Here is a 25,842-nt window from a genome sequence, read left to right as displayed (position 1 = left end):
GCCGAAGGATCCCTGCCTCATGGAACTGCAMCACGTCCCTGACCCGTGGCCGCGTACCTCCGCGACATCCCCCTCCGCACGTCCGATCCGCCTGGTGATACCCACGGAACTGCGCACCGGTCTGGGGTGCGACGTGGTGGGCACGTCCAGGGAGCACGGCGAACGCATCCTGGACTGCCTGCCCCGGGTCGGCTGCGTCTTCGCCGACGACTCCGCGCACGACGAGCGCTGGTGGTGGATCGTCCCCGCCGGCTCCCACATCGGCGTCAGCTGGCCGTCCTCCGTCACCTACACCGTCGGCGCCCACCGCGCCGACCCGTCCTGGACCCGTATCCGCCGCGGCTTCCTCTCCGACCGGCCCCGGCTGATCCACACCCCCACGGGCGACTCGCCGTACACCCCGCCCATCCCGCTCTACTTCCTGGCATGCCGCCTCGGGGGCAGCGTCCCGCGCTGGTCCCCGGTCGCAGGCGCCTGACCGGCCCGGCGGGCCCACCCCTTCGGCGCTGTCGGCGGCATCGGCGATACTTCGACGACCCCTGCCACCCCGGCCGCGCAGGACCCGGGGGAGAGGGGAGCCGATCCTCCGAGGGGAGCCCCGTGCCGCAGTCCCAGCCGCCCGAACCCACCGCCACGCCCCCCTGGCGGCTGCTCCTCGCCTACGTGCGCCCGCACCGCTGGACGCTGCTCCTCGGGGCCGTGCTGTCGCTGCTGACCGGCGCCGCGGGGCTCGCCCTGCCGCTGGTGGCCAGGTCGCTGATCGACGACCTGGGGCACGACCGGGCGATCACCGGCGCGCTGCTGGCCATGTCGGGGCTCGTCGTCGCCAACGCCGCGATCGGCGCGCTCGGTTCGTACGTGCTGCGGTACACCGCCGAGTCCGTGGTGCTGGGGGCCCGGCGCGGGCTGGTCTCGCACCTGCTGCGCCTGCGGATCTCCGCCGTCGACCGCAGCGAACCGGGCGACCTGATGGCCCGCATCACCTCCGACACCACCCTGCTGCGCGAGGTCACCACCGACTCGCTGGTGGGCCTCGGCACGGGCGGGCTCACGCTGGTGGCCACGCTCGCGCTGATGGGGTTCGTCGACCCGGTGCTGACCGCCGTCACCCTGGGCGTCGTCCTGGTGGCGGGCACGGTGATCGGGGTGATCGTGCCGCGCATCAACCGCGCCAGCCGCCGGGCGCAGGACGCGGTCGGGGCGATGGGCGCCTCCCTGGAGCGCACCCTCGGCGCGCTGCGGACCGTCAAGGCCTCCGGCGCCGAGCACCGCGAGGAGCGGACCGTGCACGCGGCGGCCGAGGAGTCCTGGCGCCAGAGCGTCCGGGCCGCCAGGTGGTCGGCGCTGGCCGGGAACACCGCGGGCCTGTCGATGCAGGTCGCGTTCATCACCGTCCTCGCCGTGGGCGGCGCGCGCGTCGCGACCGGGGCCGTCGACATCGGCACCCTCGTCGCCTTCCTGCTGTACGTCTTCTACCTGATGTCGCCGATCCAGCAGGTCGTCGGGGCGATCGCGCAGTACCAGAGCGGCTCGGCCGCGCTGGCCCGTATCGAGGAGGCGCGCCGGCTGCCCGCCGAACCGGTCACCGAGCCCGCGCCCCTGCCGGGACCCGCCGCCGAACCGGCCTCGCTCGCCTTCGACGGCGTCCGCTTCCGGTACGCCGAGGACCTGCCGTACATCCACCACGGCGTGACGTTCGCCGTGCCCCCGCGCGGCATGACCGCCTTCGTGGGCCCCTCGGGCGCGGGCAAGACCACCGTGTTCTCGCTCATCGAGCGCTTCTACGACCCCGACGCGGGGACCATCGCGGTGGACGGCCGCGACCTCACCGACTGGGACGTGTCCGCGCTCCGGTCGGCCATCGGCTACGTGGAGCAGGACGCACCGGTCCTCTCCGGCAGCCTGCGCGACAACCTCCTGCTGGGCAACCCCGACGCGGGTGAGGAGGAGCTGCTGCGGGCGGTGCGGACCACCCGCCTCGACTCCCTCGTGGAACGGCTGCCCAAGGGCCTGGAGACCCTCGTGGGCCACCGCGGCACCAAGCTCTCCGGCGGCGAGCGGCAGCGCGTGGCCATCGCCCGCGCCCTGCTGCGGCGCCCCCGCCTGCTGCTCCTGGACGAGGCCACCAGCCAGCTCGACGCGGTCAACGAGGCCGCGCTGCGCGACACGGTCGCCGACGTCGCCCGCACCACCACGGTCCTGGTCGTCGCCCACCGGCTGTCCACCGTCACCGCGGCGGACCGCATCGTCGTCATGGACGCAGGGCTGGTACGGGCCGTGGGCACCCACCGCGAACTCGTGACGGGCGACCCGCTCTACGCCGAGCTGGCCGCCACGCAGTTCCTGGCGTCCGGCGGGCTGGTCGAGGACGCCGGGGTGCCGTCGTAGGGTCCCGGGCCGCGGGGCGAGGGTTTTCCCCGTATCCGGGGGCTGCGGCGCCCCCTATCGTCGAACCACGGGCGAACCGCCGGTAACACCGCCGGCGGCACCTCGCACCCCCCACAGGGCGGGGCCGGACGGTCCCGCGGGGACGGCCGGCGCGAGCCGGCGCCGACCGTCCCCCTCCCCGCCACTGACGGACACCTTGCCGGCGCCACCGGTGCCGAGGGTGGCGCCGGCAAGGTGTCCGTCAGTGTGGCGGCGACCTCCGTGCCGGGCGCGGGCGGCCGCGGCCGCAGGCTGAGCTGCACCGTCGCCCTCGCGGTGGCCGGCGCACTGGCGGCGGTGACGGTCGGCTCGGTGTTCATGTTCGACCTGCTGCCGGGCGGCGGCGGCTCGGAGGACAGCAGTGACGCGGGGCCCGCGGCCAGCCCGCCCCCCTCGGCCGGGAGCAGCGCGAGCCCCTCCGGCGACGGTGAGGGCGGGAGCGGCGACGGTGACGGCGGGACGGACGCGCCCTCCGCCTCCACCGTCCCGAAGTCCTACCTCGGCACCTGGGAGGGCGACGGGTACGCCCTCGACGGCAAGCTCCCCATGGGCACGATCCGCGTCACGGTCCGCCAGGCCGACAAGGGCGACCTGGTCGGCACCTTCCGCCAGACCGATCTCATCGGCGGCACCTGCGACACCGACCTCTTCCTGGAGGAGGTCACCGCGAAGCGGCTGGTCGCCACGAGCGTGGCCAAGCGGTCCACCACGTCCGAGTGCACGACGGGCCGGCACGAGGTCCGGCTGATCCCCGTCGGCGACGACCTGCGCTACGAGACGGACAACGAGGAGGCGGGCGACCCGGTGGCCCGCATGGCGAAGGTCGGGTAGGGCGAAGGCCGGGTGGCGGCCCGCCGGTGCCTACAGCGGCACGGTGACCGTGACCGGCTCCCCGTTGCCCAGGTGCAGCATCCCCTTGCCGGGGGTGATCGGCCCGCCGACCATGCTGCGGGTCGTCCGGATGCCGATCAGCTCGCCGGCGCCGGAGTCCTGCGGGGAGAGCAGCAGCCCGCGGCGGCCCTTCTTGGCCTCGACCTGCCAGCCGGAGAACCCGCTGCCGACCTCCTCCTCGTCGCCGCCGAGGACCAGCGCGAGACCGCGGTCGGCGCCGCGCTGCACGAGCCGCTTCAGCTCGCGCTCGCAGTCCGCGTCCTCCAGCACCTCGCCGTCGTCGACGACGACCACGATCGGCTCCTCGGGGCTCGCCGACTCGATCGCCTCGTTGAAGTCGTCACTCTCGATGTCGTCGTCGGTGAAGACCTTCAGCACGCCGTCCTGGCCGTCGAGTTCGCGCAGCGGCGACGGGCGCGGGGCGGCGATCACGAGGCGTACGCCCTGGAGGAGGTACGAGCGGGCGAGGTTCAGCAGGGCCGTGCTGCGGCCGGACTTCGCCGGGCCCGCGACGACGAACGTCGGCACGCCCTGCGAGAGGTCGGGACCGAACGCCATGATGTCGTCGCCGCCGATGCCCGCCAGGCCCCACAGCTTCGACTGCGCGACCGCCGGGTCCCGCATCTCCCAGGCCTCGGCGAAGCCGATCCGGGAGGGCAGCGAGTCCACCCTGAACGGCCGCCGCGCGCGCGGCACCGCGGCGTCGCGGGCGGCCGCGGCCTCGCCGATCGCGCCGAGCGCCGCGGCCTGTCCCTGGCCGGTCACGTCGTCCGAGAGCAGCGCGAACTGCGTCTCGATCCCCGACTCGTTCTTGAAGCCGCGGCCGGGCGGGATCTCCTCGGGCACCTTGCGCGCGTTGATGCCGAGCATCGTGAAGTCGGAGCGGTCGGCGAGCCGCAGCCCGTACTTCTCCTCGGTGAGCGAGGCCATCCGGCCCAGCAGCACCTGCCGGTCGCCGGTGACGACGAGGTGGATGCCGACGCTCGCGCCCTCGCGCATCATCGTCTGCAGCTCGTCGGTCAGTTCGCCGTGGTTGTACTCGCCGAGCGTCGGCAGCCAGCCCTCCCACCGGTCGAGCAGCACGACGACGTGCGGCAGCCGCTCCTCCTCGGCGACGGACGCGCGCTGCTCGCCGATGTCGGCGAACCCCTTGTCGGACAGCAGGTCCTGACGCCGGGTCAGCTCACCCTTGAGCCGGGTGACCAGGCGGACGGCCCGCTCCGTCTGGTTGCGCGCGACGACGGCCCCGCAGTGCGGCAGCCGGGTCAGGGCGTTGAGGGCGCCGTTGCCGCAGTCGATGCCGTACAGGTGCACGTCCGCCGAGGAGTGCGTCCGGGCGATCGAGCCGGCCATGGTCCGCAGGATCTGCGAACGGCCGCTGCGGGGCGCGCCGCCCACGATGAGGTGCCCGAAGGAGGAGAAGTCGACGACGACCGGGCGGCGGGCCTGGTCGGAGGGCAGGTCCTCGACGCCGTACGGGGCGGGCGGCAGCTTGCCCGGCGCCGACGCCAGGGCGGCGTCCGGCACCGCGGTCCCGACCTCGATCTCGTCGAGTAGCAGCGTCTCGGAGAGCGCGGGCAGCCAGGGACTGTGCTGCGAGGGGATCCCGAGCGAGGTGTTGGCCTGGCGAACGGCGTCGACGAGCACCTTGAGGTCGGTGATCTCCTCTTCCTCCCGGGACTCGACCTTGGGCTTGACCAGCGCGGCCCGCCCCAGGTCCGCCCAGTCCAGAGGTCCCGCCCAGGGCGCGAGCACGCGCGGGTCGGCGGCGCCGGGCCGCCGGCCGCCCACGCGTCCCGACTGGAACGGTACGAGCGAGGCGTGCCCGAGCCGCACGTACGCGCGGCCCGGGGTGTTCTTGGAGATGTGCCCGGCCTCGGGGGAGTCGATGACGTCGCTCGACTCGCCGCCGTCCGTCACGCGCAGCGCGATGCGGAGGTTGGTGTTGGCGCGGATCTCGGGCGACACGACACCGCTCGGCCGCTGGGTGGCGAGCAGCAGGTGGATGCCGAGGGAACGGCCCCGCTGGGCGATGTTGACCAGCCCCGTCACGAAGTCGGGCAGGTCGCGCACCATCGAGGCGAACTCGTCGATGACGATGAGGAGGCGGGGCAGCGGCCGGTGGGAGGGGTCGCGGCGTACCAGGTCCTGGTAGTCCTCGATGTCCTTGGCGTCGGCGGCGGCCAGGATGTGCTCGCGCCGGTGCAGTTCGGCGCCGAGGGACTCCAGCGCCCGTTCGACGAGGTGGGCGTCGAGGTCGGTGACCATGCCGACGGTGTGCGGCAGGTTGACGCAGTCCTTGAAGGCCGCGCCGCCCTTGTAGTCGACGAGGACGAACGTCATGTTCTCCGGCGTGTTGGCCACGGCCAGCGCCGCCACGATGGTCTGCAGCAGCTCCGACTTTCCGGAACCGGTCGTGCCGGCGATCAGGCCGTGCGGCCCGTCCCGCCGGATGTCGATTCCGAAGGGCCCGTCGTAGGACTCGCCGACGACGGCCATCGTGGACTGCCCGCCCATGCGCCAGCGCGCGGCGACCGCGTCGCTCGTCGGCGGCTCCAGCTGGAGGACGTCGAGCAGCCGGCTGGAGGCGGGCAGCGCCGAGTCCTCCGTCTCGCCGCTGATGTCCCGCAGGGGGGACAGGGCGCGGGACAGGCGCGCGCACCAGGCGGACGACACGAAGTCCGGCCGTACGTCCCTGACCCGGGCGGTGCCGGTCTGCTCGACGCGTAGCCGCAGTTCGAGCGGCTTCTCCTGGCCCTCCTGCCGGTCGTCGGCCTCGGCGGTGTGCCAGGCGTGGAAGGAGGGGAAGCCGTTGGTGCCGGCCTGGTAGCCGAGGCCGGGGGATGGGGCGGGGGTCGCGGCGGAGGTGCTCTCCTGCGTGGTCGATTTCGGCTTGGGCTTCGGCTCGGCGACGACGACGGCCTGGCACTCGCCGGGCAGGAACCGCTCCTCCGCGTCGAGGCAGATCGCGTACATGCTGACGGCGGGGCCCTCCCGCAGCAGCCGTACGACGCCGGGCATGGAGCGCAGCCGGCGCGAGCCGTCCCAGACGACGACGATGTCCGGGTCGGTGAAGGAGGTCTGGCGGCCGTTCTCCTTGGCCGCCTTCTGGCGGGCGTCGAGGAGCTGGGTGAGCTCGCCGATGCGGGCGCCGACGGTCTCGGCGTCCGTACCGATGAGGACGTTGGCGTCCTGGGCGCCGGAGGGGCGGGAGTGCGGCAGCCACCGGACCCAGTCCCAGGTGCGCTGGGCGCTGTTCTCGGTCAGGACGTAGAACTGGACGTCCAAGGGGCTGTGCAGGACGGCGCTCTGCGCGACGATCCACCGCCCGATCGCCTGCGCCGAGTCGCCGGGCCCCGCGATGCCGACGACCCCGCGCTCGCGCAGCGGTACGGCGACGGGGGCGTCCTCGATCTTCCAGGTGACCTCGCGCTTGTGGTCGTCCTGCTCGGGGTCGTCGAGCACGACCTCGGAGGGCAGCTGCCCGCTGCCGACCCGCAGGAGCAGGTGGTCGGCGTCGGTGCGCCGCCGCTCCCAGAGCCGGGTGCGGGGGCCGGTGCCCATCGACAGCACGGTGGCCGGGTCGGGCACGGCCCGGCGCCGGTCGAGGCGTTCGTCGACGAGGGCGTCCTGCGCGTCCTTCTCGATCCGCTCCTTGTGCTCCTTGTACTCCTTGACCTGCTTGGCGTGGGACTTGCGCCCGTGCTTCTTGTCCATGAAGTAGTTGCCGAACAGGATGACCGGGCTCAGCAGCGCCATGATCAGGTAGTACCAGCGCCCGAAGATCATCACGGCGACGACGGCGCCGACGAGCGGGGTGACCGCCATCAGCCAGGGCAGCGGCCGGGCCTCGAAGTCACGCGGCTTGGCGGGCAGCTTGAACCGGGTCTGGCGCTCGGGGGGCTGCAGGCGGGGCGGCCGGTTGTAGTCGAGCCCGGTGCCGTCCTCGGACCACTTGAGGGCGGCGTCGGGCGGGGAGTAGCGGTCGAGTTCGAGGAGGGTGTTGCCGACGGCGATCTGGGCGCCGAGGGGCCAGTCCTTGCCGTCGAGGGGTTCACCGTCGAGGGTGACGGCCTCCTTGTCCCCTTCTTCTCCGTGGAGGGCGACCTGACAGGTTCCGTCGGTTGCAACTGACAACGTGAGGGCGCGGGGGGCGAGCTCGGGGTCGTCGACGCGGACGGCGCAGGCGGGGCCGCTGCCGATGTCGTAGCGCCCGATGCCGAGCCGGTGCACGGAGCCGGCGGCGGGCCCGCCCGCGACGCGCAGCTCGACGAGTCCGGTGGGCTCGCCGGGCAGGCAGCCGGCGGGGTCGTACAGGCTGACGACGGCGCCTTCACGGAGAGGGGAGGTGGCGATGGTGGAGCCCGGGTCGACGGGGTGGCCGTCGACGTAGGCGAGGGGAGAGCCGTTGCCGGTGCCGTGTGGCTGACCGTGCTGACCGATGGGGATGATCTGCGCGTCGCCGCCGCTGTGGCCGACGTGGGTGGCCAGCTCCTTCGCTATGTCCCCCATGGAGGACTCGGGATCCGCGTCGAGCACGACGTCGGCGCTCGCGCCGCCGAGCGGATCGACGACGGTCAGAGTCAGGCGCACGATCGTCCTCCCGTATACCCCTGCTAACTGCCCGGACCTACTGTCCGCAGACGATATCCGCTCCACCCTTCCCGGGGGCAACGGCGTATGTGCCGGTCGCCTGCGGGCTCTTGCCGGAACCGGGGTGTGCGGCTGCAAGCGTCCTGCGTAAGCTGCATGCTCTGCGGACGATCGCATCATCCGCACCGGGAGCCACGGGGGTTGGCCCTGCGGCACGTCGAGTTGTTACGGAGGACGCCACATGGCCGGCGGCAAAGACGCGGATATCACTTATGACGAGATGCACAAGGCGGCTACCAAGCTGACCGACGCCAAGGACAAGATCGACGAGAAGCTCGACTCTCTCGAACGCTACATCCAGGGCCTCGTCAAGGACGGCTACACCACCCGCAAGGGCTCGCAGGCCTTCGAGGACTCCTTCACGGAGTTCAAGAAGGGCGCGAAGGACACGATCGAGGGCCTGACGGGCATGGCCAAGTTCCTCACGAGCGCGGCAAAGGCGTACCAGGACCTGGACGACGAGCTGGCCAAGGGCGTCAAGGGCTGAGGTTACCCGGTTGGGCGGCTGTGGTTGCCCGGTGATGGTGCAGTCCGGTGAGGTGGGGCTCCGGAGCCCCACCTCACCGGACTGTTTTCAGCAGCACGCATGACTGCGACGGTGTTTGTGTACAGGGGGCGCCATGGGCGGTGAAGGCGAACACACAAAGCTCGACCTTGATGTGATCAAGGGTATGGGCACGGGTCTGGGAAATGTAAAGAAGGCGTTCGACGGGCTCGAAAAGCTCAGCAAAAAGTATGAGGACGATTTCGGCAACGGTGATCTTGCCGACAAGTTCGAAGACTTCGCGAGCAACTGGGAGATCAGTCGCGAAAAGCTGACCGATGAAATTGATGCGCTCGCCCAGATTGCGAAGGCGGCAGCTAAAGCTTACGAGGACATCGATCATCAGCTCGCGGAGGCGATCCGCGGAGCCCAGGATCCGAAGAAAGGGAAGTAGCCCATGGCGGGACGGCCGCGCGACTGGCATCCGGTTGCGGACAACGACCCGATTCCCGGGGATCCGGATCGAATGGTGTCCTTGGGTAGGACACTGCGCAAAACGGCCGAAGAGCTCGACCGTCAGGTCCGTAGCCTCAAGGCCGTGGCGGAAGTCGATGCTTGGGACAGCAAAGCCGGAAAGGAGTTCCGCGAGAAGGCCAAGGGAAACGTGAAGAAGCTCGAGGCCGCCTTCAAGCGGTACGACACGGCTGCTACGGCCATCGGCTCCGAAGTGGTCGAGGTGGGCGGCGGATACCAGGACAAGCTTCATGCTCGACCAGGTAACTATGCCTCGGATCTGAATCGCGCTCAGGAGATCGCTGATGCCGCGCTGAAGGATGCCCAGGACGCGGACCAGCGCAAGGGTGCCGCACAGAAGAGTCTCGACGGTCTGTCCGACAAGGAGAAGAAGGACGACGACGAGGGAAAAAAGAAGCTGGAGTCTCAGCGGGATGCCGCAGGAGACGAGATCAATGCGGCTCGTGAAAAGATTAACGAGGCCAAGAGGATCCGGGACGAAGCAGCCAAGCGGGCTCGCGATTCCATCGACGCCGTCATCAACCACGACTCCCTGAAGGACGGCTTCTGGGACACGCTCGTCAAAGCCGTTGCCGACGTCATGTCCGACATCGCTACGTGGTGCGGGATCCTCTCGCTCGTAGTCGGCTGGATCCCAGTGATCGGACAGGCTTTGGCAGGAGTCCTGGGCGCCATCGCCATGGTCGCCACGTTGATCGGTTTCCTGGCCACCCTCGTCCAGGTTCTCCAGGGCAACGCGGAGTGGATGGATCTGGGTATCGCTGCCCTCGGTTTTCTGATGATGGGCGTAGGCAAGGGATTTTCCAAGATCGCGGGGAAGTTCGCCAAGGGTGCGCTCGGCAAGTTGGGCAGGGCCGGATCAGCCAGGACAACGCGTCAGGTAAGCCGCGCCAACAAGAACCTCCGAAGGCTTTCCGGCAAGTCCTTCAAGCTCGGTAAGAGTGATGTCTGGAAGTCACTCAAGGAGCCATTCACCGAGCCCTTCTCGGCGAGCTCGTGGAGCAATAACCTGAAGGTCCTGAAGCCTGGCAGCGGGAACTACAGCAAATCGCTCAACGAACTTTCGGCACGCGGTGGAGGAAACGCCCTCAAAGGGGCAGGTAGGTCCTATTCTATCGCTGACCCCGGTGTGGCCTCAGACCTCAAAGGTATCAAACTAGGGGCGTCGGCGCTGGGTGGTCAATTCGACGCGAACGCCGTTAATAAGATTTCGAAGACGGCTACCCGCCTGTCCATCGTCGGAAGTGGAATCACCCTAGGCGGCCTGAGCCTGGACGGTAATCTCAACCCGATTCTGGGATGACCTCAGCGACTGTGCTCGCGCGAAAGGAATGACATGACAACGCCGAATGAGGGCGCTCCCCTGGTCGAGAACTTCGAGTGCAGCTTCGAGTTTCAACCAGGATGGATCGACCTGACTCTGCGTGAGGGGACGAAGGCTGAGGCCAAAGCGCTGGCCACGGAGGTAGTGAACACTCTTAACCCGCTCGCTCTGGAGATCGAGAAGAGGGCTGTCTTCGACGACATGGTCGAGAGGGCCGTGGACCTCAACGATGACGTCCCGGCCCTGGCCGCCGCGTACTACACGGAGAGCGGGGAAGCCCTCGCCAACCTCATGGTCGACTCCTATGGCGACGAGGGAGTGGACCGGCCCACCCGGGATGAGGTACAACCTCTCCTCCTGGAATGGGAGAACGGAGAAGCGGCGGGCGAGCCTCAGGTGTCATATCTGGACCTGCCCGCCGGACCTGCTGTTCGGGTTCAATCGATGCTGCAGGTAAAGCGAATGTTCGGGTTCGGGAAGAAGCTCACTGAATTCATCAGGTACGCAGTGTTTCCGCCCGGTATGAAGAGCCTCGTTGTGGTGACAGTGACATGGGAGGTGATCGCTCGTACGGAGGAGATTGCCGCATTGGCCGACGAGGCGGTCCAGACCCTGCGCATCACACCGCTCACCGGGGAAGGCACTGAGTGAAGACTGCTGAGGACTTCACGTCTCCTCCCCAGGACTACAACGTCGTTGTCCCGGACGGTTGGTTCCATCTGGCACTCGATCCGGATGACCGGGACCGCGGCATCGTCGCGCTTGCCGAACGGCAGTTCCGCGGTGTGGACAATGCTCCTCATCTCAAGGAGCAGTTCATGCGTGATCTGCAGAAGAAAGCGAAGGACGCGTACAAGGTCGGTGGCACCGAGCTGTACATCTCCACCATCATCCTCGGAGCCATACCACTGGCTTCGTCGCTGCTCATCAGCGTTCCGTCGCCCGACGAGTGGCCTAAGTGCTCGGATGCCGAGGAGTTGGCGGAGCATCTGGCGAGCCAGGAAGCAGCAGACGGTGAGGTAAGCGTCGTCGCGCTGGAGGCGGCGGGCAAAGCGGTACGTCAGCGCCGCAAAGAAGCACCAGACCCAGCCGCGCAGATGGGAAATACGCTTCCGACCACAACGCTCACCTACTACGTACCTATTCCGCTTACTTCCCACTGGCTGCTGTTGAATTTTTCCACGCCAATGGAACCATTGGCGGACCAGATGGTGGCTCTCTTCGACACAGTCGCGGGGACACTCCATTGGGGCTGAGCCGATGACGGAGAAACCTGCCCGAACTGTATCGCTGCGACTGAGTTTCCAGGTCGCCGTTTTCCTGGGCTCTCTGGCCGCAGTCGGAGCCGTGTTGTTGTTGGTCGTGGGAGCCTGGAACAAGTTCGTGAACGAGACAGCACGACCCCTGATGGACTGGCCCGGTGGTTCTTGGGTGGTTGGAGCCGGGTTTGGGCTGATCACCCTTCTCGGCTGGCAGGGCGGAACGCGTCTGGCGCCCGGAGGCAGAAGCGGGACGGAGACGGGGCGTGCTGTACGAGCTAGCGGCTCAGTACTCTGCTGGTTGCTGGCGATCGGCATGGGGATCTATCTCTTCAGCGCTTTGCCCGGCAGGCATTGTTCGTCCAACGGACCCAGCTGTGAGTACATCCCAGGTACGACAAGTGCGCTCATCTCGTACACGATCACCGTGGGTGTCCTGGGCTGGATTCTTTACCGCTGGGGTAGCACTCGAGCCGAGGAGCGCGGAGCGCGACAGCGGGAACGTGTGCGGAAGCTGCGCAAGAGGGGCAGGGGAAAGAGTCGTGCGGCACGTCGACCTTAAAGAAGGGGATGGCGAGACGGGCCAGGTCAGGGCGAACAGCATTGCGCATTAAATTCCTGAGGCATGGGGATCACTGGCACTTCGCCGCCTTCATTTCGACGAAGACCTTAGAGGCCTGCCACAGGTCTTCTCGTGCGGGGAACTTGACCATGACAATCTTGAAATGGTCGAAGTCCCTGATGCTGGGCTCGGTCGTCAGGATTTTCTTGGTCTTGACTTCTTTGCCAAAGAACTTGCCGGCGTCCGCGCAGAAAGCCACCTCCACCGAACTGCCGTTAGCGGTGGAGCGTGTGGTGGCGTCGTAGTGGCGCAGAGTACCTGTGGCCGTCCAGCCGCCATCGATCCAAGCGTCGATCTGAGTCTTCGCGTAGGTCAGACCGTCGCCTGTGGAGTACTCCGTCACGGCCGCGTCCCTGGTCGAGCGCTTGGCTACGCCTCGATAGATCGCACGGAGATAGTTCGCGGCGTCGTCCATCGCTGCTGCCTCGTTCTTCGCCTTCGGCTCGTCCCAGTCGAAGACCAGGTTCACGTCCTTGGGCAGGGAGACGTCCACGCCGTCCGGTTTGTTCTTCTCCGTCCCGGTCGGCTGAGTTGATTTCCTCGGCTTGTCCGGGATCTGCTCGGCGCCGACGGTCTTGTTGTCCTCGTTGGACTTGTCGTCCCCACCTCCGCATGCCGTCAGGAGAAAAACCGAGGTGCCGATCATGGCAGTAAGGGAAATAAGGCGGCGCTTCACGGTCAACCCTCATGAGGTATGGAGGTGGAAAGAAGGGATGGCGATCTCCCTGCGGTTAAGCGACAGGTGAATCCTCAGCGACGGCTGTCAGCCACAGGCTCCGTGCGAAGGTGTCAGCCTCGCCTAGGTGCGCCGACAGCCAGTCCGGATCGTCGGCCACCGTACGTACCGACAGGTCGATGTCGAACTCCTCGGAGCGCCACGCGAAGTTGAGCGACACCATCGATGCTCCTCCGCGAGAATTCCAGTACCGCAGAGAGCGGAATCCTTCGCCCAGTCGATCGGTCGTGAAGGTGCTCACTTCGGTCGGGCGCACGGGACTGTCCAGGTCTGCCTGCACTGCCTCACGGAGTTGCGTCGCACGATCACCCTCGGCAGGGACCGTGAGGGCGTAGAAGGCAAGCGGGATGCGGCGTGGGTCCGGTGCGTAGAGGAAGACCTGATGTGCGGGGATCCGGCCGGGAATTCCTTCCGCCAGCATGTCCAGCCGCTTGGCCAGCGAGCGGACCTCACGCCGCTTGGGACGCTTCTCGCGCAGTCGCCAGAGCATGTCCGCATTCATCTGCGCCCATTCCTGACGTTCGTCGATGCTGTCCCATCTCAGCGGCATGAGAAGCCACTCCGCAGGATCGGAATCAGTCTCAAGGAAGATCATGAGCAGCTCCAGCGGAAAGTCGTCATTACGGCGTCGACCTGACTCCATCGGTTTCCTGCCGCGCGACGGATGTCGCGCTCAGCGGTTCACCGACTGGATCTCCTCGACCGTGATGTTCTGGACCGCCTCGATCGTGCCGTCCGGCAGGCCGACCGCTCCGGCCTGGCCCGTGCCCGTCCAGCTGATCTCCCAGGTGAGGGACGCCTTGAGGGGGAAGGTTTCGCCGCCGGACGAGCGGCGGTAGACGATGCCGCAGGGCGGCGTCTGCTTCGCCTTCCCCTTGGCATAGGGCTCGCCGATCCTGCCGTCCACGATCGGGCAGCCGCCGTCCGCGGGGATCGTCGTCGCGTCCGCCGTCCCGGGGGCGAGCGTCAGGGACTTCGGCTTCGCCGTCGTGGTCGCCTGGATGTTGAAACCGGGGACGTTGATCGCCGCCGTCGCCTGGACCTCGTCGAAGACCGCCTCGTCGAGCCACGCCCAGGTCGGCAGGTTCACCTTGGTGACGGCCTGGGGCGCGAGCGTCACCTTCGTGCCCGGCAGCTCCATGTGCTGGTAGGCCAGGGCCGCGAGCATCTCCGGCGTGATGGCCTGCTCGTACCGGGCCGGCGGGGCCTCGCCGTTGTCCACCCAGAAGGGGAGGTCGGAGCACGCGGTCCGCTTGAGGTAGTCCGGCTCGTTCGGGTTCTCGACGCCGGCCCAGAACATCCCCTCGCCGTCCTTGTCGACGTTGTAGTCCTTGTAGCCAGGGGTGTCGGCCCAGCCGTAGTCGTCCTCGTAGTGGCGCTGTGTCTCGCCGAGCGCGGCACCCGCGTGACCGGCCATGCCGGGCTTGCTCATCGCTGTCTTGAGGCTCTCGGACATCTTCTTTTTGAAGTCCTTGGCGCCCATGTAAGGGGCGTACCAGCACGATGGCGGCGTCCAGTTGACGTCGGCGGAGGCGACGTTCCCGGCGCTGCCGTTCTTGGTCACGGCCCCGGAGTACTGGACACTGGCGGCGGCGTAGATGCCATTGCCGTCGCTGCCGCCCGTCTTTTTCCCTGAGCCACCCTTGCCGTAGTCCACCGGATCGGCCGCCGCATCGGGCGCTGTGAGGGACAGGACGCTGAGTACGAGTGTCAGTGTGGTAGCACTACCCAGGGCAGTACGTCGTGCTGAGGTCACTGGCACTTCGCCGCCTTCGTCTCGACGAACACCTTGGACGCCTGCCACAGGTCATCGCTCGTCGGGAACTTGACCATGATGATCCTGTAGTAGCCGAAGTCCTTGGGACTGGCTTCGGTCTTCAGGACCTTCCCGGTCTTGACCTCTTTGCCGTAGAACTTGCTGGCATCCGAGCAGAACGCGACCTCTACCGAGTTACCGTTCGTGGTCGAGCGAGTGGTGACATCGAAGTGACGGCGAGTGCCGGTGCCGGTCCAGCCGCCCTTGATCCACTCGTTGATCTGTACCTGCGCGTAGTGCAATCCCTCACCGGTGGAGTATGCAGCCACAGCCGCGTCCTCCGCCGTGCGCTTGTCGACACCCCGGTAGATGGCGCGGAGATAGTTCGCGGCGTCATCCATCGCCGCCGCCTCGTTCTTCGCCTTCGGCTTGTCCCAGTCGAAGACCAGGTTCATGTCCTTCGGCAGGGAGACGTCCACGCCGTCCGGCTTGTCCTTCGCCGCCCCGGCCGGTTCCGCCGACTTCGACGGCTTCTTCGAGGCCTGGTCGGCGCCGGCGATCTTGTCATTGTCGCTGGACTTGTCGTCCCCGCCGCCACATGCCGTGAGGAGCAGGGCCGCGGTTGCGGCGAGCGCGGCAGCAACGGGCAAAGAGCGGCGCTTCACAGTGAACCCCCGTGAGATTTAGATGCATTCAAGAGCCATGACGGTATCTGTGGGGCTGACCGTTTCGCTACCGCGAACTTCCTTACATGGCTGGTCGGACACGGAGGAATCAGGGCAAGTCGTCGGCCCAAGTGACCCGATCGTGTCTGAGTGCACAGTGGTTTCTGACGCGCCTCGGCCCCGGACGTCGACGCTCGCGTCCGGGGTCGAAAGGCTCCTCAGTTTTGGTGGGCTGCTGTGGACTCCAGCGGTCGGCAGCGTGGGCATCTGCATGGCGGGAACGCCGACGTCCGCGGCAGCGGGTCGACTCCTTCGTCCGTCCGGGCCGCCCGGACCTCGATCCTGCTCCGTTCCCCGGTCACTGCGCCCTGTGCGTCGACCGTGTAGACCCGCAGGGTGAGGCGGGGGCCCGGGCGTGGGGGATCCGCGAGTTCCGTCAGTTCCAGTGCGTCCGTCATCGGCGGGTACTGGTCTGCGCACTCCGGGCACGCGTACACGTTGAAACCGGGGCCCGTCGCCGCGTGCACCTCGTGGACCAGCACCGGTCGGTTCGTCACGCGGTGGCAGCGGGCGCACATGCGTACCGCCGGGCGCGTCATCGGGCGGCCATCGGTACGCCATGGATGCGGTCCGGGACGACGTCGATGCCGACCGTCGCCAGATAGAGGTCTCGGCGTCGTTCGCGTTGACGGCGGGGCTCCGAGGCGTGGCTGCAGCGGAGCGAGTGGAAACGGGGCGGGGGTACCGGGATGAAGCGGAGCGGTGGGAGCGCGCCCTGGCGGTGGCGGCCGCGTGGGCGTGGGGTGCACAGGTGCAGCATCTTGGCGAGGAGGCGGAGGGTAAGGTCCAGCACGTTGACGCTCCTGGTAAGCGTTGACCATGCCCCGGGACGGTGGCCTCCGTCGCCGGGGTCTCTTGTGTAACCAGCACGCTACAGGGTGCACATGTGTGGTGTATAGCGGCTTAGTGTGCTCCATTGAGCCGTGCAGTTCGCTGCTGTCGTACGTTGTTCGATATGACATCAGAGTCAGGGCAGTCGCCGATCGACCCGACGAAGATTGCCTACGTCTATATGCAGATGGCGGACCACATCGAGGCCCGCATCGGAGCCGGGGAGCTACAGCCCGGAGCGCGGCTACCAGGTGAGCGTGACCTGGCGGCGGAGTACGGGGTGGCGCACCTGACCGCTCGCCGAGCGACACGCGAACTCCGCGAGCGCGGACTCGTCGTCACCCTCCCCGCCAAGGGCACCTTCGTCGCGTACCCCGAGACGACGGAAGACGGCCAAGAGCAGTAGCAGCAACGGCGTTGCGGAGTTCGCGTTCGCCGCGCGCGGGAACAAAACAGGCATGCCATGCTGCCTGTCCGCTCCGCACGACGTCCTGCGATCCGCCGCCACCTTCGCCCCCACTCTGCTCCGTGCCCTCCACCACGCAGCCCGTCGCGGAACGGCGCAGGCGCGCCACCTGTATGACCCCGATTCCGTCTCCGCCGTCAATCTGGAGCTGGTCACCCTCGCCGAGGACCTGGCCGTCATCACCTGGTACACCGGTGTGGCGGGCAGCGACGACGGGTTCGGGCGCATGCTGCCCGCGGTGACCGAGGGCGAGGTCGTCTACGGCACCCATCCCGCCCGGCTGAACCGGACCGCCTCCGAGGACCGCGACACCGCGCACCACTACGTCGAGCTGACCGGCCTGGAGCCGGGGCAGACGTACTACTACCAGGCGCGTTCGAGGGGTTCGGCCGCCACGCCCACGCCGTTGCACCTGGTCAAGGGAAACGCGGTCGGGACCTCGCTCCACGGCTTCGGTACGCACGGGGGCCCGTACTCCTTCACCACGCCCCAGCCTCCGCCCGGCCGCCACCTGCTCTCCGTCGCGCTCTGCAACGACCTGCACCTCGGCGAGACGACCGCCGGGCTCGTGACGGGCATGCCGTTGATGCGCGGCATCTCGCAACGGCTCGGGCTCGCCCCGTACCCGGAGATCATGGGCGAGGCGCTGGTGGAGGAGGCGCACCGGCGCGGCGCCCACCACCTGCTGGCCGCGGGGGACATATCGGCGGGCGGGGCACCGGGGGACCTGGCGGAGGCGAGGCGGCTGCTGGACGGGTTCGGCGCGTACGGGCGGGACTACTTCGTCGTCCGGGGGAACCACGACCGGCGGGGACGAGCCGTCGCGGAGGCAGGTGGGGACAGCTTTCTGGACGCCTTCCCCGGCGGGTCCGGCGGGTCCGGCGGGTCCGGCGGGTCCGGCGGATCCGGTGGGTCCGACACGTCTGTCGGGGCCGACGGGGGCGCGTACTTCGCCCGGGACCTCGGCGGTCTGCGCCTCCTCGGCCTGGACACGTACGAGAAGAGGGGGAACGGCGCCGGTGCGGGCGGCCTGTCCGACGAGCAGCTCTCCTGGTTCCGGGGCCGGCTGCGGGAGCACGCGGACCAACCCACGCTGGTCTTCGGGCACCACCCGCTGACCGTACGGAACTCGCCGTTCCCCGTGACGGGCGGGCAGCGCCTGAACGGCCGCCAGGCCCGCACGATCCTCGACGCGTACGCCACCGCCCCCGGCGTCTTCCTCCACCACGCGGGCCACACCCACCGCAACAAGCGCACGGTCCTGCCGCAGGCGCGGCACGTCACGTTGCAGGAGGTGGGCGCCGTGAAGGAGTACCCGGGCGGCTTCTGCCTGCTGCGGATCCACACCGGCGGCTACGCCCTCAACTACTACAAGACCAGCAGCGAACCGGCGCGGGAGTGGAGCGAGCGCAGCCGGCGCGTGGCGGCGGGGCTGTGGCCGCAGTACGCGCTGGGCCGCTCGGTCGCGGACCGCAACAGCGTCACGGTCCGCGACCTGTCGGGCATCACACCGGCGGAGTCACGGCACTCGGCGGCGCACCGCTGACCGCCGTCCGGATCGAGTGCGTAGGCTCTCCTCGGCCCACACGCACGTCCACCGACCGGGGGAGAACAGCCGACATGGCCCGCTACATGGAAACGCTCACCGTCGAGCGCGGTGGTTTTCGGATCAAGGTGCCGGAGTCGTGGTGGGAGTTCGACGTGCGGCCCGAGTCGCGGGACGACTCGATCCGGCGCATGGTCGCCGAACGGGTGCGGCAGCAGCCGGAACTGGTCAAGTACAAGGACACGTACGTCGCCTTCCTGCAGAAGGCCGCGGCCGACGCCTGGAAGTCCGGCGCCCTGTACTGCGGCTGCATGGCCGAGAGCTTCGGCGGTGACACCCCGATCACCGGGTCGATCACCGTCTCCCTCGTCGGCGGGCGTACGAAGGAGGGCGAGCCCCTCTCGACCGACCCGCAGGTCATGGCCGGGCAGCTCGCCGTGCGCGAGGCCAAGAAGGAGGGGGACGCGTGGCGCAAGGTGACCACGGTCGACATCCCGGGCGTCGGGCCGGCCGCGCGGACCTACGGCATCGAGGACATCCCCGTACCCGGTGACGCCCTCAACCGCACGATCCGCGCCGTGCTCATGCAAACGTTCATCCCCGTCCCGGGCCAGGAGGGAAAGGTCGCCCTCGTCGCCGGGAGCAGCCAGGTGCTGGACCTCGCGGAGTCCTTCTTCGACATCTTCGACGCGATCACGTCGACGTTCCGGTTCGCGGAGTAGGTCCACGGGCGAGCATCGATCCTGGCCATCCTCGTGACCTTTCCATCGAACGTCCGTACCGGATAAATTCACACGTGCGTACGTGTGGTTGACGGGGTTGGCGTGACGGGGGTTGCGGCGTGGCGGGGTATCGGCCGACGGACTGGCATGTGCTGGATCTGGAGAAGGATCCGACGCCGGGGGATCCGGTGCGGGTGAAGTCGTTGGCCAAGAGCCTGCACGATTTCGCTGATGATGTGCAGGATGCGTTGCGGTTGGTGCAGGGGATGGCGGGTGAGGATGCCGTCCTGACGATGGTGGGCAAGACGGCTGAGGTGTTTCGGGATGAGTTCTCCGGGGTGCCGAAGAATCTCAAGAAGCTGAAGAAGTCCTATGACCTGGCCGGTGATGCGCTGGCGGCGTACTGGCCCAAGTTGGAGCGCGCCCAGGCCCTGGCCGACAAGGCGCTGGCCAAGGGGCGTGAGGCGCAGTCCGATCTGTCCTCCGCCAAGTCGCGTCTGTCGTCCGCCGATTCGTGGGTGACCCGCGCCAATAAGGAGGCGGACAAGTACAAGGACGATCCGACCGGCGGTAAGGACGTCGAGAAGCCCGACGAGGCCAAGGTGCGGGCCGCCACCCGCGACGCGCAGAGCGCGAAGGATGCGCACACCGCCGCCCAGTCGGATGTGACCTCCGCGCAGAGCGCCCTGGACGCCGCGAAGAAGATGGCCGCTGATGCCCGTCAGATGCGCGAGGAGGCGGCCGGGGAGGCCAAGCGCAAGCTCGATGAAGCGTCCGATGCCGGGATTCAGAACCGCAAGTGGTACGAGGAGGTGGGGGACTGGTTCGTCGACAACTGGGACACCATCGTCGCCGTCTGCAAGGTCGTCGTCGCTGTCCTCGGCATCATCGCCCTGATCATTGGCGGGCCCATCCTGGGCGCGATCGTCCTCATCGCCGCCCTCATCGTCCTCGCGGACACCCTCAACAAATACATGAAGGGGCAGGCATCTCTGTGGGATGTGGCTTTTGCCGCGCTCGACTGCATACCCGGCATGAAGGGGCTCACCACCCTCGGCGGACTCGCCAAGGGCCTCAAAGCATTCGGTAAGACAGGGCTCAAAGGGATGGCGCTGGGGGCCAAGGGCCTCGGTCGTGGAACCCGTTCCATGGGACGTCAGATGAAGAAGCTCTTCACCCGTGGTGACCCTGTGGACATGGCCACCGGCGAGATGGTCATGTCCGCCACGGACGTCTCGCTCGACGGAATGCTGCCGCTCCTCTTCGAGCGGCACTACCGTACCGACGCCCGGGACGGCCGTTTCCTCGGCCGGAGCTGGACCTCGACACTGGATCAGCGTCTGACGCTCGACGCGACGAGCGTGCGTCTCACCACGGACGACGGCATGGTGCTCGTCTACCCCCTGCCGGAACCGGACCTGGCGCTGCTCCCGGTGGAGGGCCCGCACTGGCCGATGACCTGGGACGGCGCCCACGAGGGCGAGATCAGGGTGCACCAGCCCGAGAACGGCCGCACCCTCCGCTTCCGGCCGCTGTCCGGCCGTCCGCCGGCCGAATTGCCGCTCACCGCGATCAGCGACCGCAACGACAACACGATCACGGTGACGTACGCCCCCGACGGCACACCCACCGAGGTCGTCCACCACGGGGGCTACCGCATCGGCGTGACCTGCGAGGCGGGCAGGATCACCGCCCTCACCCTCCTCGACGACCAGGCCCGCCCCACGCTCGTACGCTACGGATACGACGAACAGGGCAACCTCGCCGAGGTCGTCAACTCGTCGGGCAGGGCACTGAAGTTCTTCTACGACGAGCACCGGCGAATCGCCGGCTGGGAGGACCGGAACGGCGTCTGGTACCGCTTCGAGTACGACTCCGCCGGACGCTGCGTGGCAGGCCGCGGTCGCGACGGACTGCTCGACTACACCTTTGAGTACGACGAGGTCTCCCACCGCACTGTCGCCGTCGATTCGCTCGGACATGCCACGTACTACCAGTTCAACGACGCCTACCAGCTCGTGGCGGAGACCGATCCGCTGGGTCACACCGTCTACCAGGAATGGAACCGCAGAGATCAGCTCGTAGCGCGTACGGACGAGCTGGGGCGCACCACGCGGATGGAGTGGGACGAGGCGGGCAACCTGACCGCTGTCCGGCTGCCCGACGGCGCCACGTCCTCGACCCGCTTCAACGATCTCAACCTGCCCGTCGAGAGGACGAATTACGACGGCACCGTGGTGCGGCAGGAATGGGACCGGCGGGGCAACTGCGTCTCCCTGACGGACGCGGACGGAGCGACCACCGTGTTCACCCACGACCGGAGCGGCGCCCTGGCCACGCTGACGGACCCGTCGGGCGCGGTGCAGCGCTTCGCCAACAACGAAGCGGGGCAGCCGGTCTGCGCGACGGATGCCCTCGGCGCGCAGACCCGGTACTCCTACGACGCCTTCGGCCGGAACACCGCCGTCACCGACGCCCTCGGCGCGACGACACACATGACCTGGACCGTCGAAGGGCTGATGACCTCCCTGTCCACACCTTCGGGCGCGTACGAGGCGTGGACGTACGACGGCGAAGGGAACTGCCTCACCCACCTCGATGCCCTCGGCGGTGTCACCCGCTTCACCTACGGCGGATTCGACCTGCTGACCTCGCGCACGACTCCCGACGGAGCCCGCTACACGTTTGTCCACGACACCGAACTGCGGCTCACCACGGTCACGGACCCGCGCGGGCTCACCTGGGACTACACCCACGACGCGGCGGGCCGCCTCGTCGCGGAGACCGACTTCGACGGCCGGACCCTCGCCTACTCCTACGACGCCGCAGGGCAGTTGACCGGTCGCGTCAACCCCGTCGGCCAGACGGTGGAGTTCGCGTACGACAGCGTGGGGAACCAGATCGAGAAGACGGTGGACGGGCAGACGGCCGGCGCGCGGTCGCGCACCGTCTTCGCCCACGATGCCGCAGGCAGGCTGCTCCGGGCGGCCGGGCCGGACGTCACACTCGCCTTCGGCTACGACAGGGCAGGCCGCATCACCAGGCAGTCGGTCGACGGACGGGTACTCACCACGGCGTACGACCAGCTGAATCGTCCCGTCAGCCGTACGACACCGAGCGGCGTCACCACCTCGTACACCTACGACGCGGCGGGCAACCGCACGGAGCTCGCCGCCTCGGACCGCGTCCTCGTCTCCACCCACGACGCACTGGGGCGCGAGACCGTACGGAGACTCGGCGTCTCCGGGCCCACGCTCACCCATGACTGGGACGCGGAGGACCGGCTCACGGGCCGGACCCTGACCGCGCCCGCTTCCGCCCGGCCCGTGCGGCAGCAGGCCTACACCTACCGGGTGGACGGCAGCGTCAGCGCGCTGGAGGACCGGGCGACGGGGCGGCGCACCTTCGGGTTCGACACAGCCGGACGGATCACCGCTGTCCGCTCCGCGAGCGGGACCGAGTCCTACGGATATGACGCGGCGGGCAACCAGACACGGGCCGAGTGGCCGGACAGGCACCCCGTTCCGGAGGCGCGCGGCGAACGGGAGCACTCCGGCAACCGCGTCACGCGCGCGGGATCCGTCCACTACGAGTACGACGCCGCGGGACGGGTCGTCCTGCGGCGCAGGACGCGGCTCTCCCGCAAACCCGACGTCTGGCGCTACGCATGGGACGCCGAGGACCGGCTCACCTCGGTGCGCACACCGGACGGCACGGTCTGGCGCTACGCGTACGACGCCCTCGGCCGCCGTGTGTCCAAGCAGCGGCTCGGTCCGGACGGGGAGACGATCGCGGAGGAGACCCGCTTCACCTGGGACGGCGTCCATCTGGTGGAGCAGACGACGCACGCTCACGGCAGTACCGAGGACCACACCCTCACCTGGGACCGGGACGGCGTACGTCCGGTGACCCAGACCGAACGGCGTACGGCTGCCGACGCCCCGCAGGACGTCATCGACGAGTGCTTCTTCGCCGTCGTCACCGACCTCGTCGGCACTCCGACGGAACTGGTGTCCGAGGCGGGCGAGATCGTCTGGCACGCGGACGCCACACTCTGGGGGCTGACGAGGGACCTCACGGACGCGACCGCGTACACCCCGCTGCGCTTCCCGGGGCAGTACTTCGATCCGGAGACCGAACTCCACCACAACTACTTCCGGCACTACGATCCGGCGACCGCGGCCTATGTCACCCCCGACCCGCTCGGTATGGACGGAGGACCGAACCCGCGCGGCTACGCGCTCGACCCGCTGATCTGGATCGACTATCTCGGTCTGCTGACCTGTCGGCAGAACGCACGCAGACTGCGTAGGAACATGCGGCTGGAGGGACGCTCGGTGGGGCGCGGGCAGGCGGCCGCGCATATCGTTCCATCGGGAGGAAACACCGGTCACTGGGCACCGGGAGCCAGGAGCCGCGCCCTCCTGGAGAGGTATGGAGTTGACATCAATGACGCAGCCAACGGAATTCCGCTCAACCACCCGACTCCCCACAATTACACCCACCGGGAGGCATTCCTGCGCCGCGTCAATCAACACTTGGAGCAAGTCGTCCGGGACGGTGTGGACCAGGGGATGGGTGCCCGCGCCATCCGTGCCCAGATCAGGCAGGAGCTGCGCGGTATCGGCCGGAGCGTCGAGGGCGAACTCGCCACGGGGCAACCGGGTCCCGGCGCGGTCTGGACGGCGTGATGACCACTGACAACCAGAATGAGCCGCTCTCCGTGTACCGGTTGCTGCCGGGTCTCGGGGAGTTCCGGACCCTGTCCCTGGAGGAGTACGCGCACCGGAAGCTGATCCGGTGGCTGCGTACGGGGTCCCCGGCGGACCTTCCGGAGGAATTGCGGGCGGAATGGGTCGGGGACCCGCGGCTGAGGCCGACAGACTTCCCCTGCGGTTATCCGGGGGCTCCCGTGTTCGGGCGCCGGATCGTCGATCTGCTGCGGGACGAACTGCATGCCGCCGGGAGATGTCTGCCGGTCGTCCCCGAGGGCGCCGTGAAGAAGGACCCGCCGGACTACCTCCTCTACGCCGTGGACAAGGTGGTCGACTGTGTCGACGTGCGCCGGTCGTCGAAGCCGAAGAAGGGGACCGGGCAGATGAAGGTGACGGTCTTCCGTCCCGACGCCGTGCCGGCCGGCCTGCCCGCCTTCCGGGTGCCCGAGTATCCCGGAGCCGTTCACTGGAACGGGTGGATGGTGGAGCGGCTGCGCGGGCTGCTGGGCGACGACCTGGAGGCCCGGCTCGTCTGGTCCGAGGACCGGTCCCGTACCCCGCATCCCGATCCGTGGGGCTTCTGAGACGGAGTCGATGACGAAGACGGTGGCAAAGGCGAACGTGAACGACTTCGAAGGTCTTGAGGTCTTGAGGTGTTGTCGTGCGGGTGCGGGAATTCGTCCTGTAATGCAGAAGCCGCTCGATGGTGCGTGATGCCGATAAATTACGGCAGTCACGTCATGCCTCGGGCGAACAGGGCAGACCAGACGGTGGGGAAGGTCCCTGCCCACCCCGGCGCAGAAGAGTCGAAGTGCCCCTATTCGGTAGGGGGATTCACTGGCCCGATGCTTCGGTTGACACCAGCGCTTTTTGTCGCTCGAATGTGATCAGCGCACCGTTGGATATTCCGGTGTGAGAGGCACGCCCATCCGGTAAATGGCGAGTCGCCATCAGTCCGGACAAAGTCGCCAGGACGTCACGTCCGAGGCGGGGACGTGTCCACGGCTCACAGGAGCTCGCATCATGAGCACGACTCGACGCATCCGCCCCCGCCCCCGTGCCGTCGGCAGGGGAGCCGCGGCCGCCGTGACCGCCGCCCTGGTCGGCGCGGCCGGTCTCGTGTCGGCCGGCACGACCGCGACCGCCGCCACGACCACAACAGTTGCCGGAACCGCGACCGCGACCACGACCACGGCCGCCGCCGCGGTCACCCCTCCCCCCGTCAACGCCGACTTCGACTACCAGATCGGGACGCCCTACACGCCCGCCTCCGGGGTGAAGGTGGTCTCCCGCGACCACACGGCCTCCCCCGTCGCCGGCCTCTACAACATCTGTTACGTCAACGCCTTCCAGGCGCAGCCCGGGACCGAGAGCGAGTGGGGGGACCTGCTGCTGCGGGACGCACAGGGGAAGGTCGTCTACGACCCGGACTGGGACGAGGCGTTCCTCGACATCCGCACCGCGGCCAAGCGCCAGCGGATCGCGGACAAGGTCAACGCCTGGACGGACGACTGCGCCGCCAAGGGCTTCAACGCCGTCGAGCCGGACAACCTGGACTCCTTCACGCGCACCTCGCTCCTCAGCGAGGCCAACGCCAAGGCCTTCGTCAAGCTGCTGTCCGCCCACGCCCACGACAAGGGGCTGGCGATCGGGCAGAAGAACACGCCCCAACTGTCCACCGCGCGCTCGGAGACGGGCCTCGACTTCGCCGTCGCGGAGGAGTGCGGCGAATGGGAGGAGTGCGGCGACTACACCGAGGGCTACGGCGACAACGTCATCGCCATCGAGTACAAGAAGGCCGCCTTCGACGCCGCCTGCACCCAGTGGGGCAAGCGGCTCAGCATCGTCCTGCGCGACGTGTACGTCACCGCACCGGGCAGCGGCACGTACGTACGGAAGTCCTGCTGAACCGGAGCGGAGTCCCGATGGCCCCCGTGGCCCCCGTGGTCCCGGTGGCCCCGTGATCCGGTGACCCGTTGATCCGTTGACCCGTTGATCCGGCACCGCGCCGGTCATCCATCCGGGCTCCGGCCGGCGTCCGACGCCCGGCCGGAGCCCGGACGCGTTCCCGGATACGCTCCCGGACGCGTTCCCGGATACGCTCCCGGACGCGTTCCCGGATGCGCTCCCGGACCCGTCGGGAGTCACGCT

The 25,842-nt window shown here is 68.6% G+C and carries 19 protein-coding genes; 14 read left to right on the top strand and 5 right to left on the bottom strand.

Translation table 11 applies throughout. From position 1 onward, the window contains the following. Positions 1-94: 94 nt before the first annotated feature. The 3 genes from FGF04_RS04500 (at position 95) to FGF04_RS04490 (ending at position 3,258) form a co-directional block, all read left to right on the top strand. Positions 95-478, top strand: coding sequence for a hypothetical protein (locus tag FGF04_RS04500; protein WP_328596275.1), 384 nt, complete (start codon positions 95-97; stop codon positions 476-478). Next, on the top strand, positions 427-2,388 hold the full coding sequence (locus FGF04_RS04495) for an ABC transporter ATP-binding protein (protein WP_408055585.1): 1,962 nt from the start codon (positions 427-429) through the stop codon (positions 2,386-2,388). Before FGF04_RS04500 ends, FGF04_RS04495 begins: the two co-directional genes overlap by 52 nt. Positions 2,389-2,622: 234 nt before the next feature. Continuing rightward, the gene (locus tag FGF04_RS04490; RefSeq protein WP_149509902.1) at positions 2,623-3,258 is read left to right on the top strand and encodes a hypothetical protein; all 636 of its coding nucleotides are present in this window, start codon (positions 2,623-2,625) and stop codon (positions 3,256-3,258) included. A 30-nt stretch (positions 3,259-3,288) separates the two neighbouring features. Here FGF04_RS04490 and FGF04_RS04485 read toward each other — a convergent pair whose 3' ends face one another. Beyond that, on the bottom strand, positions 3,289-7,911 hold the full coding sequence (locus FGF04_RS04485; RefSeq protein ID WP_149509901.1) for an FtsK/SpoIIIE domain-containing protein: 4,623 nt from the start codon (positions 7,909-7,911) through the stop codon (positions 3,289-3,291). Between the two features lie 241 nt (positions 7,912-8,152). On the opposite strand from FGF04_RS04485, the gene FGF04_RS04480 reads away from it, so the two are divergent. The 5 genes from FGF04_RS04480 to FGF04_RS04460 all read left to right on the top strand — a co-directional run bounded on the left by FGF04_RS04480 (position 8,153) and on the right by FGF04_RS04460 (position 11,569). After that, on the top strand, positions 8,153-8,458 hold the full coding sequence (locus FGF04_RS04480; protein WP_149509900.1) for a WXG100 family type VII secretion target: 306 nt from the start codon (positions 8,153-8,155) through the stop codon (positions 8,456-8,458). Positions 8,459-8,591: 133 nt separating this feature from the next. Then, on the top strand, positions 8,592-8,909 hold the full coding sequence (locus FGF04_RS04475; protein WP_149509899.1) for a hypothetical protein: 318 nt from the start codon (positions 8,592-8,594) through the stop codon (positions 8,907-8,909). A 3-nt stretch (positions 8,910-8,912) separates the two neighbouring features. Beyond that, positions 8,913-10,292 (top strand): hypothetical protein, encoded by a 1,380-nt coding sequence (locus FGF04_RS04470; RefSeq protein WP_149509898.1) that lies wholly within the window; start codon positions 8,913-8,915, stop codon positions 10,290-10,292. A 33-nt stretch (positions 10,293-10,325) separates the two neighbouring features. Beyond that, complete coding sequence (locus FGF04_RS04465; RefSeq protein WP_149509897.1) at positions 10,326-10,964, top strand: hypothetical protein; 639 nt, start codon at positions 10,326-10,328, stop codon at positions 10,962-10,964. Beyond that, complete coding sequence (locus FGF04_RS04460) at positions 10,961-11,569, top strand: hypothetical protein (protein WP_149509896.1); 609 nt, start codon at positions 10,961-10,963, stop codon at positions 11,567-11,569. Before FGF04_RS04465 ends, FGF04_RS04460 begins: the two co-directional genes overlap by 4 nt. A gap of 635 nt (positions 11,570-12,204) precedes the next feature. On the opposite strand, the gene FGF04_RS04455 is transcribed toward FGF04_RS04460, so the two are convergent. The 4 genes from FGF04_RS04455 to FGF04_RS04440 form a co-directional block, all read right to left on the bottom strand. Then, on the bottom strand, positions 12,205-12,840 hold the full coding sequence (locus tag FGF04_RS04455) for a hypothetical protein (RefSeq protein WP_235882190.1): 636 nt from the start codon (positions 12,838-12,840) through the stop codon (positions 12,205-12,207). An 85-nt stretch (positions 12,841-12,925) separates the two neighbouring features. After that, complete coding sequence (locus FGF04_RS04450) at positions 12,926-13,525, bottom strand: hypothetical protein (RefSeq protein WP_149509894.1); 600 nt, start codon at positions 13,523-13,525, stop codon at positions 12,926-12,928. 78 nt (positions 13,526-13,603) lie between these two features. Next, the gene (locus tag FGF04_RS04445) at positions 13,604-14,686 is read right to left on the bottom strand and encodes a hypothetical protein (protein WP_408055584.1); all 1,083 of its coding nucleotides are present in this window, start codon (positions 14,684-14,686) and stop codon (positions 13,604-13,606) included. Then, on the bottom strand, positions 14,683-15,351 hold the full coding sequence (locus tag FGF04_RS04440) for a hypothetical protein (RefSeq protein WP_149509892.1): 669 nt from the start codon (positions 15,349-15,351) through the stop codon (positions 14,683-14,685). Before FGF04_RS04440 ends, FGF04_RS04445 begins: the two co-directional genes overlap by 4 nt. A 1,015-nt stretch (positions 15,352-16,366) precedes the next feature. Between FGF04_RS04440 and FGF04_RS04425 the strand changes: the two genes are divergently transcribed. The 6 genes from FGF04_RS04425 (at position 16,367) to FGF04_RS04400 (ending at position 25,599) form a co-directional block, all read left to right on the top strand. Continuing rightward, positions 16,367-16,648 carry a GntR family transcriptional regulator gene (locus tag FGF04_RS04425; protein WP_149509889.1) on the top strand — a complete coding sequence of 94 codons (282 nt, stop codon included), beginning with the start codon at positions 16,367-16,369 and terminating at the stop codon, positions 16,646-16,648. A 52-nt stretch (positions 16,649-16,700) separates the two neighbouring features. After that, positions 16,701-18,254 (top strand): metallophosphoesterase, encoded by a 1,554-nt coding sequence (locus FGF04_RS04420; protein ID WP_149509888.1) that lies wholly within the window; start codon positions 16,701-16,703, stop codon positions 18,252-18,254. A gap of 74 nt (positions 18,255-18,328) precedes the next feature. After that, positions 18,329-18,976 carry a hypothetical protein gene (locus FGF04_RS04415; protein ID WP_149509887.1) on the top strand — a complete coding sequence of 216 codons (648 nt, stop codon included), beginning with the start codon at positions 18,329-18,331 and terminating at the stop codon, positions 18,974-18,976. A 119-nt stretch (positions 18,977-19,095) separates the two neighbouring features. Continuing rightward, entirely contained in the window at positions 19,096-23,667 is a 4,572-nt protein-coding gene (locus FGF04_RS04410) for a DUF6531 domain-containing protein (RefSeq protein ID WP_328596274.1), read from the top strand. Then, entirely contained in the window at positions 23,667-24,275 is a 609-nt protein-coding gene (locus FGF04_RS04405; RefSeq protein ID WP_149509885.1) for a hypothetical protein, read from the top strand. The genes FGF04_RS04410 and FGF04_RS04405 overlap by 1 nt, the downstream gene beginning before the upstream one ends. A 439-nt stretch (positions 24,276-24,714) precedes the next feature. Beyond that, entirely contained in the window at positions 24,715-25,599 is an 885-nt protein-coding gene (locus FGF04_RS04400; protein ID WP_149509884.1) for an endo alpha-1,4 polygalactosaminidase, read from the top strand. The last annotated feature ends 243 nt before the right edge of the window (positions 25,600-25,842 follow it).

It is taken from the genome of Streptomyces apricus, assembly GCF_008369065.1.
Lineage (GTDB): Bacteria > Actinomycetota > Actinomycetes > Streptomycetales > Streptomycetaceae > Streptomyces > Streptomyces apricus.
The sequence above is the reverse complement of the archived record's forward strand: the minus strand, read 5'-3'. Positions and strand labels throughout refer to the sequence as shown.

Coding starts and splice junctions, on each gene's coding strand:
- FGF04_RS04495 (WP_408055585.1), top strand. CDS start 427: ATGCCGCCTCGGGGGCAGCGTCCCGCGCTGGTCCCCGGTCGCAGGCGC.
- FGF04_RS04480 (WP_149509900.1), top strand. CDS start 8,153: ATGGCCGGCGGCAAAGACGCGGATATCACTTATGACGAGATGCACAAG.
- FGF04_RS04475 (WP_149509899.1), top strand. CDS start 8,592: ATGGGCGGTGAAGGCGAACACACAAAGCTCGACCTTGATGTGATCAAG.
- FGF04_RS04470 (WP_149509898.1), top strand. CDS start 8,913: ATGGCGGGACGGCCGCGCGACTGGCATCCGGTTGCGGACAACGACCCG.
- FGF04_RS04465 (WP_149509897.1), top strand. CDS start 10,326: ATGACAACGCCGAATGAGGGCGCTCCCCTGGTCGAGAACTTCGAGTGC.
- FGF04_RS04455 (WP_235882190.1), bottom strand. CDS start 12,840: ATGATCGGCACCTCGGTTTTTCTCCTGACGGCATGCGGAGGTGGGGAC.
- FGF04_RS04450 (WP_149509894.1), bottom strand. CDS start 13,525: ATGATCTTCCTTGAGACTGATTCCGATCCTGCGGAGTGGCTTCTCATG.
- FGF04_RS04425 (WP_149509889.1), top strand. CDS start 16,367: ATGACATCAGAGTCAGGGCAGTCGCCGATCGACCCGACGAAGATTGCC.
- FGF04_RS04420 (WP_149509888.1), top strand. CDS start 16,701: ATGCCATGCTGCCTGTCCGCTCCGCACGACGTCCTGCGATCCGCCGCC.
- FGF04_RS04415 (WP_149509887.1), top strand. CDS start 18,329: ATGGCCCGCTACATGGAAACGCTCACCGTCGAGCGCGGTGGTTTTCGG.
- FGF04_RS04405 (WP_149509885.1), top strand. CDS start 23,667: ATGACCACTGACAACCAGAATGAGCCGCTCTCCGTGTACCGGTTGCTG.
- FGF04_RS04400 (WP_149509884.1), top strand. CDS start 24,715: ATGAGCACGACTCGACGCATCCGCCCCCGCCCCCGTGCCGTCGGCAGG.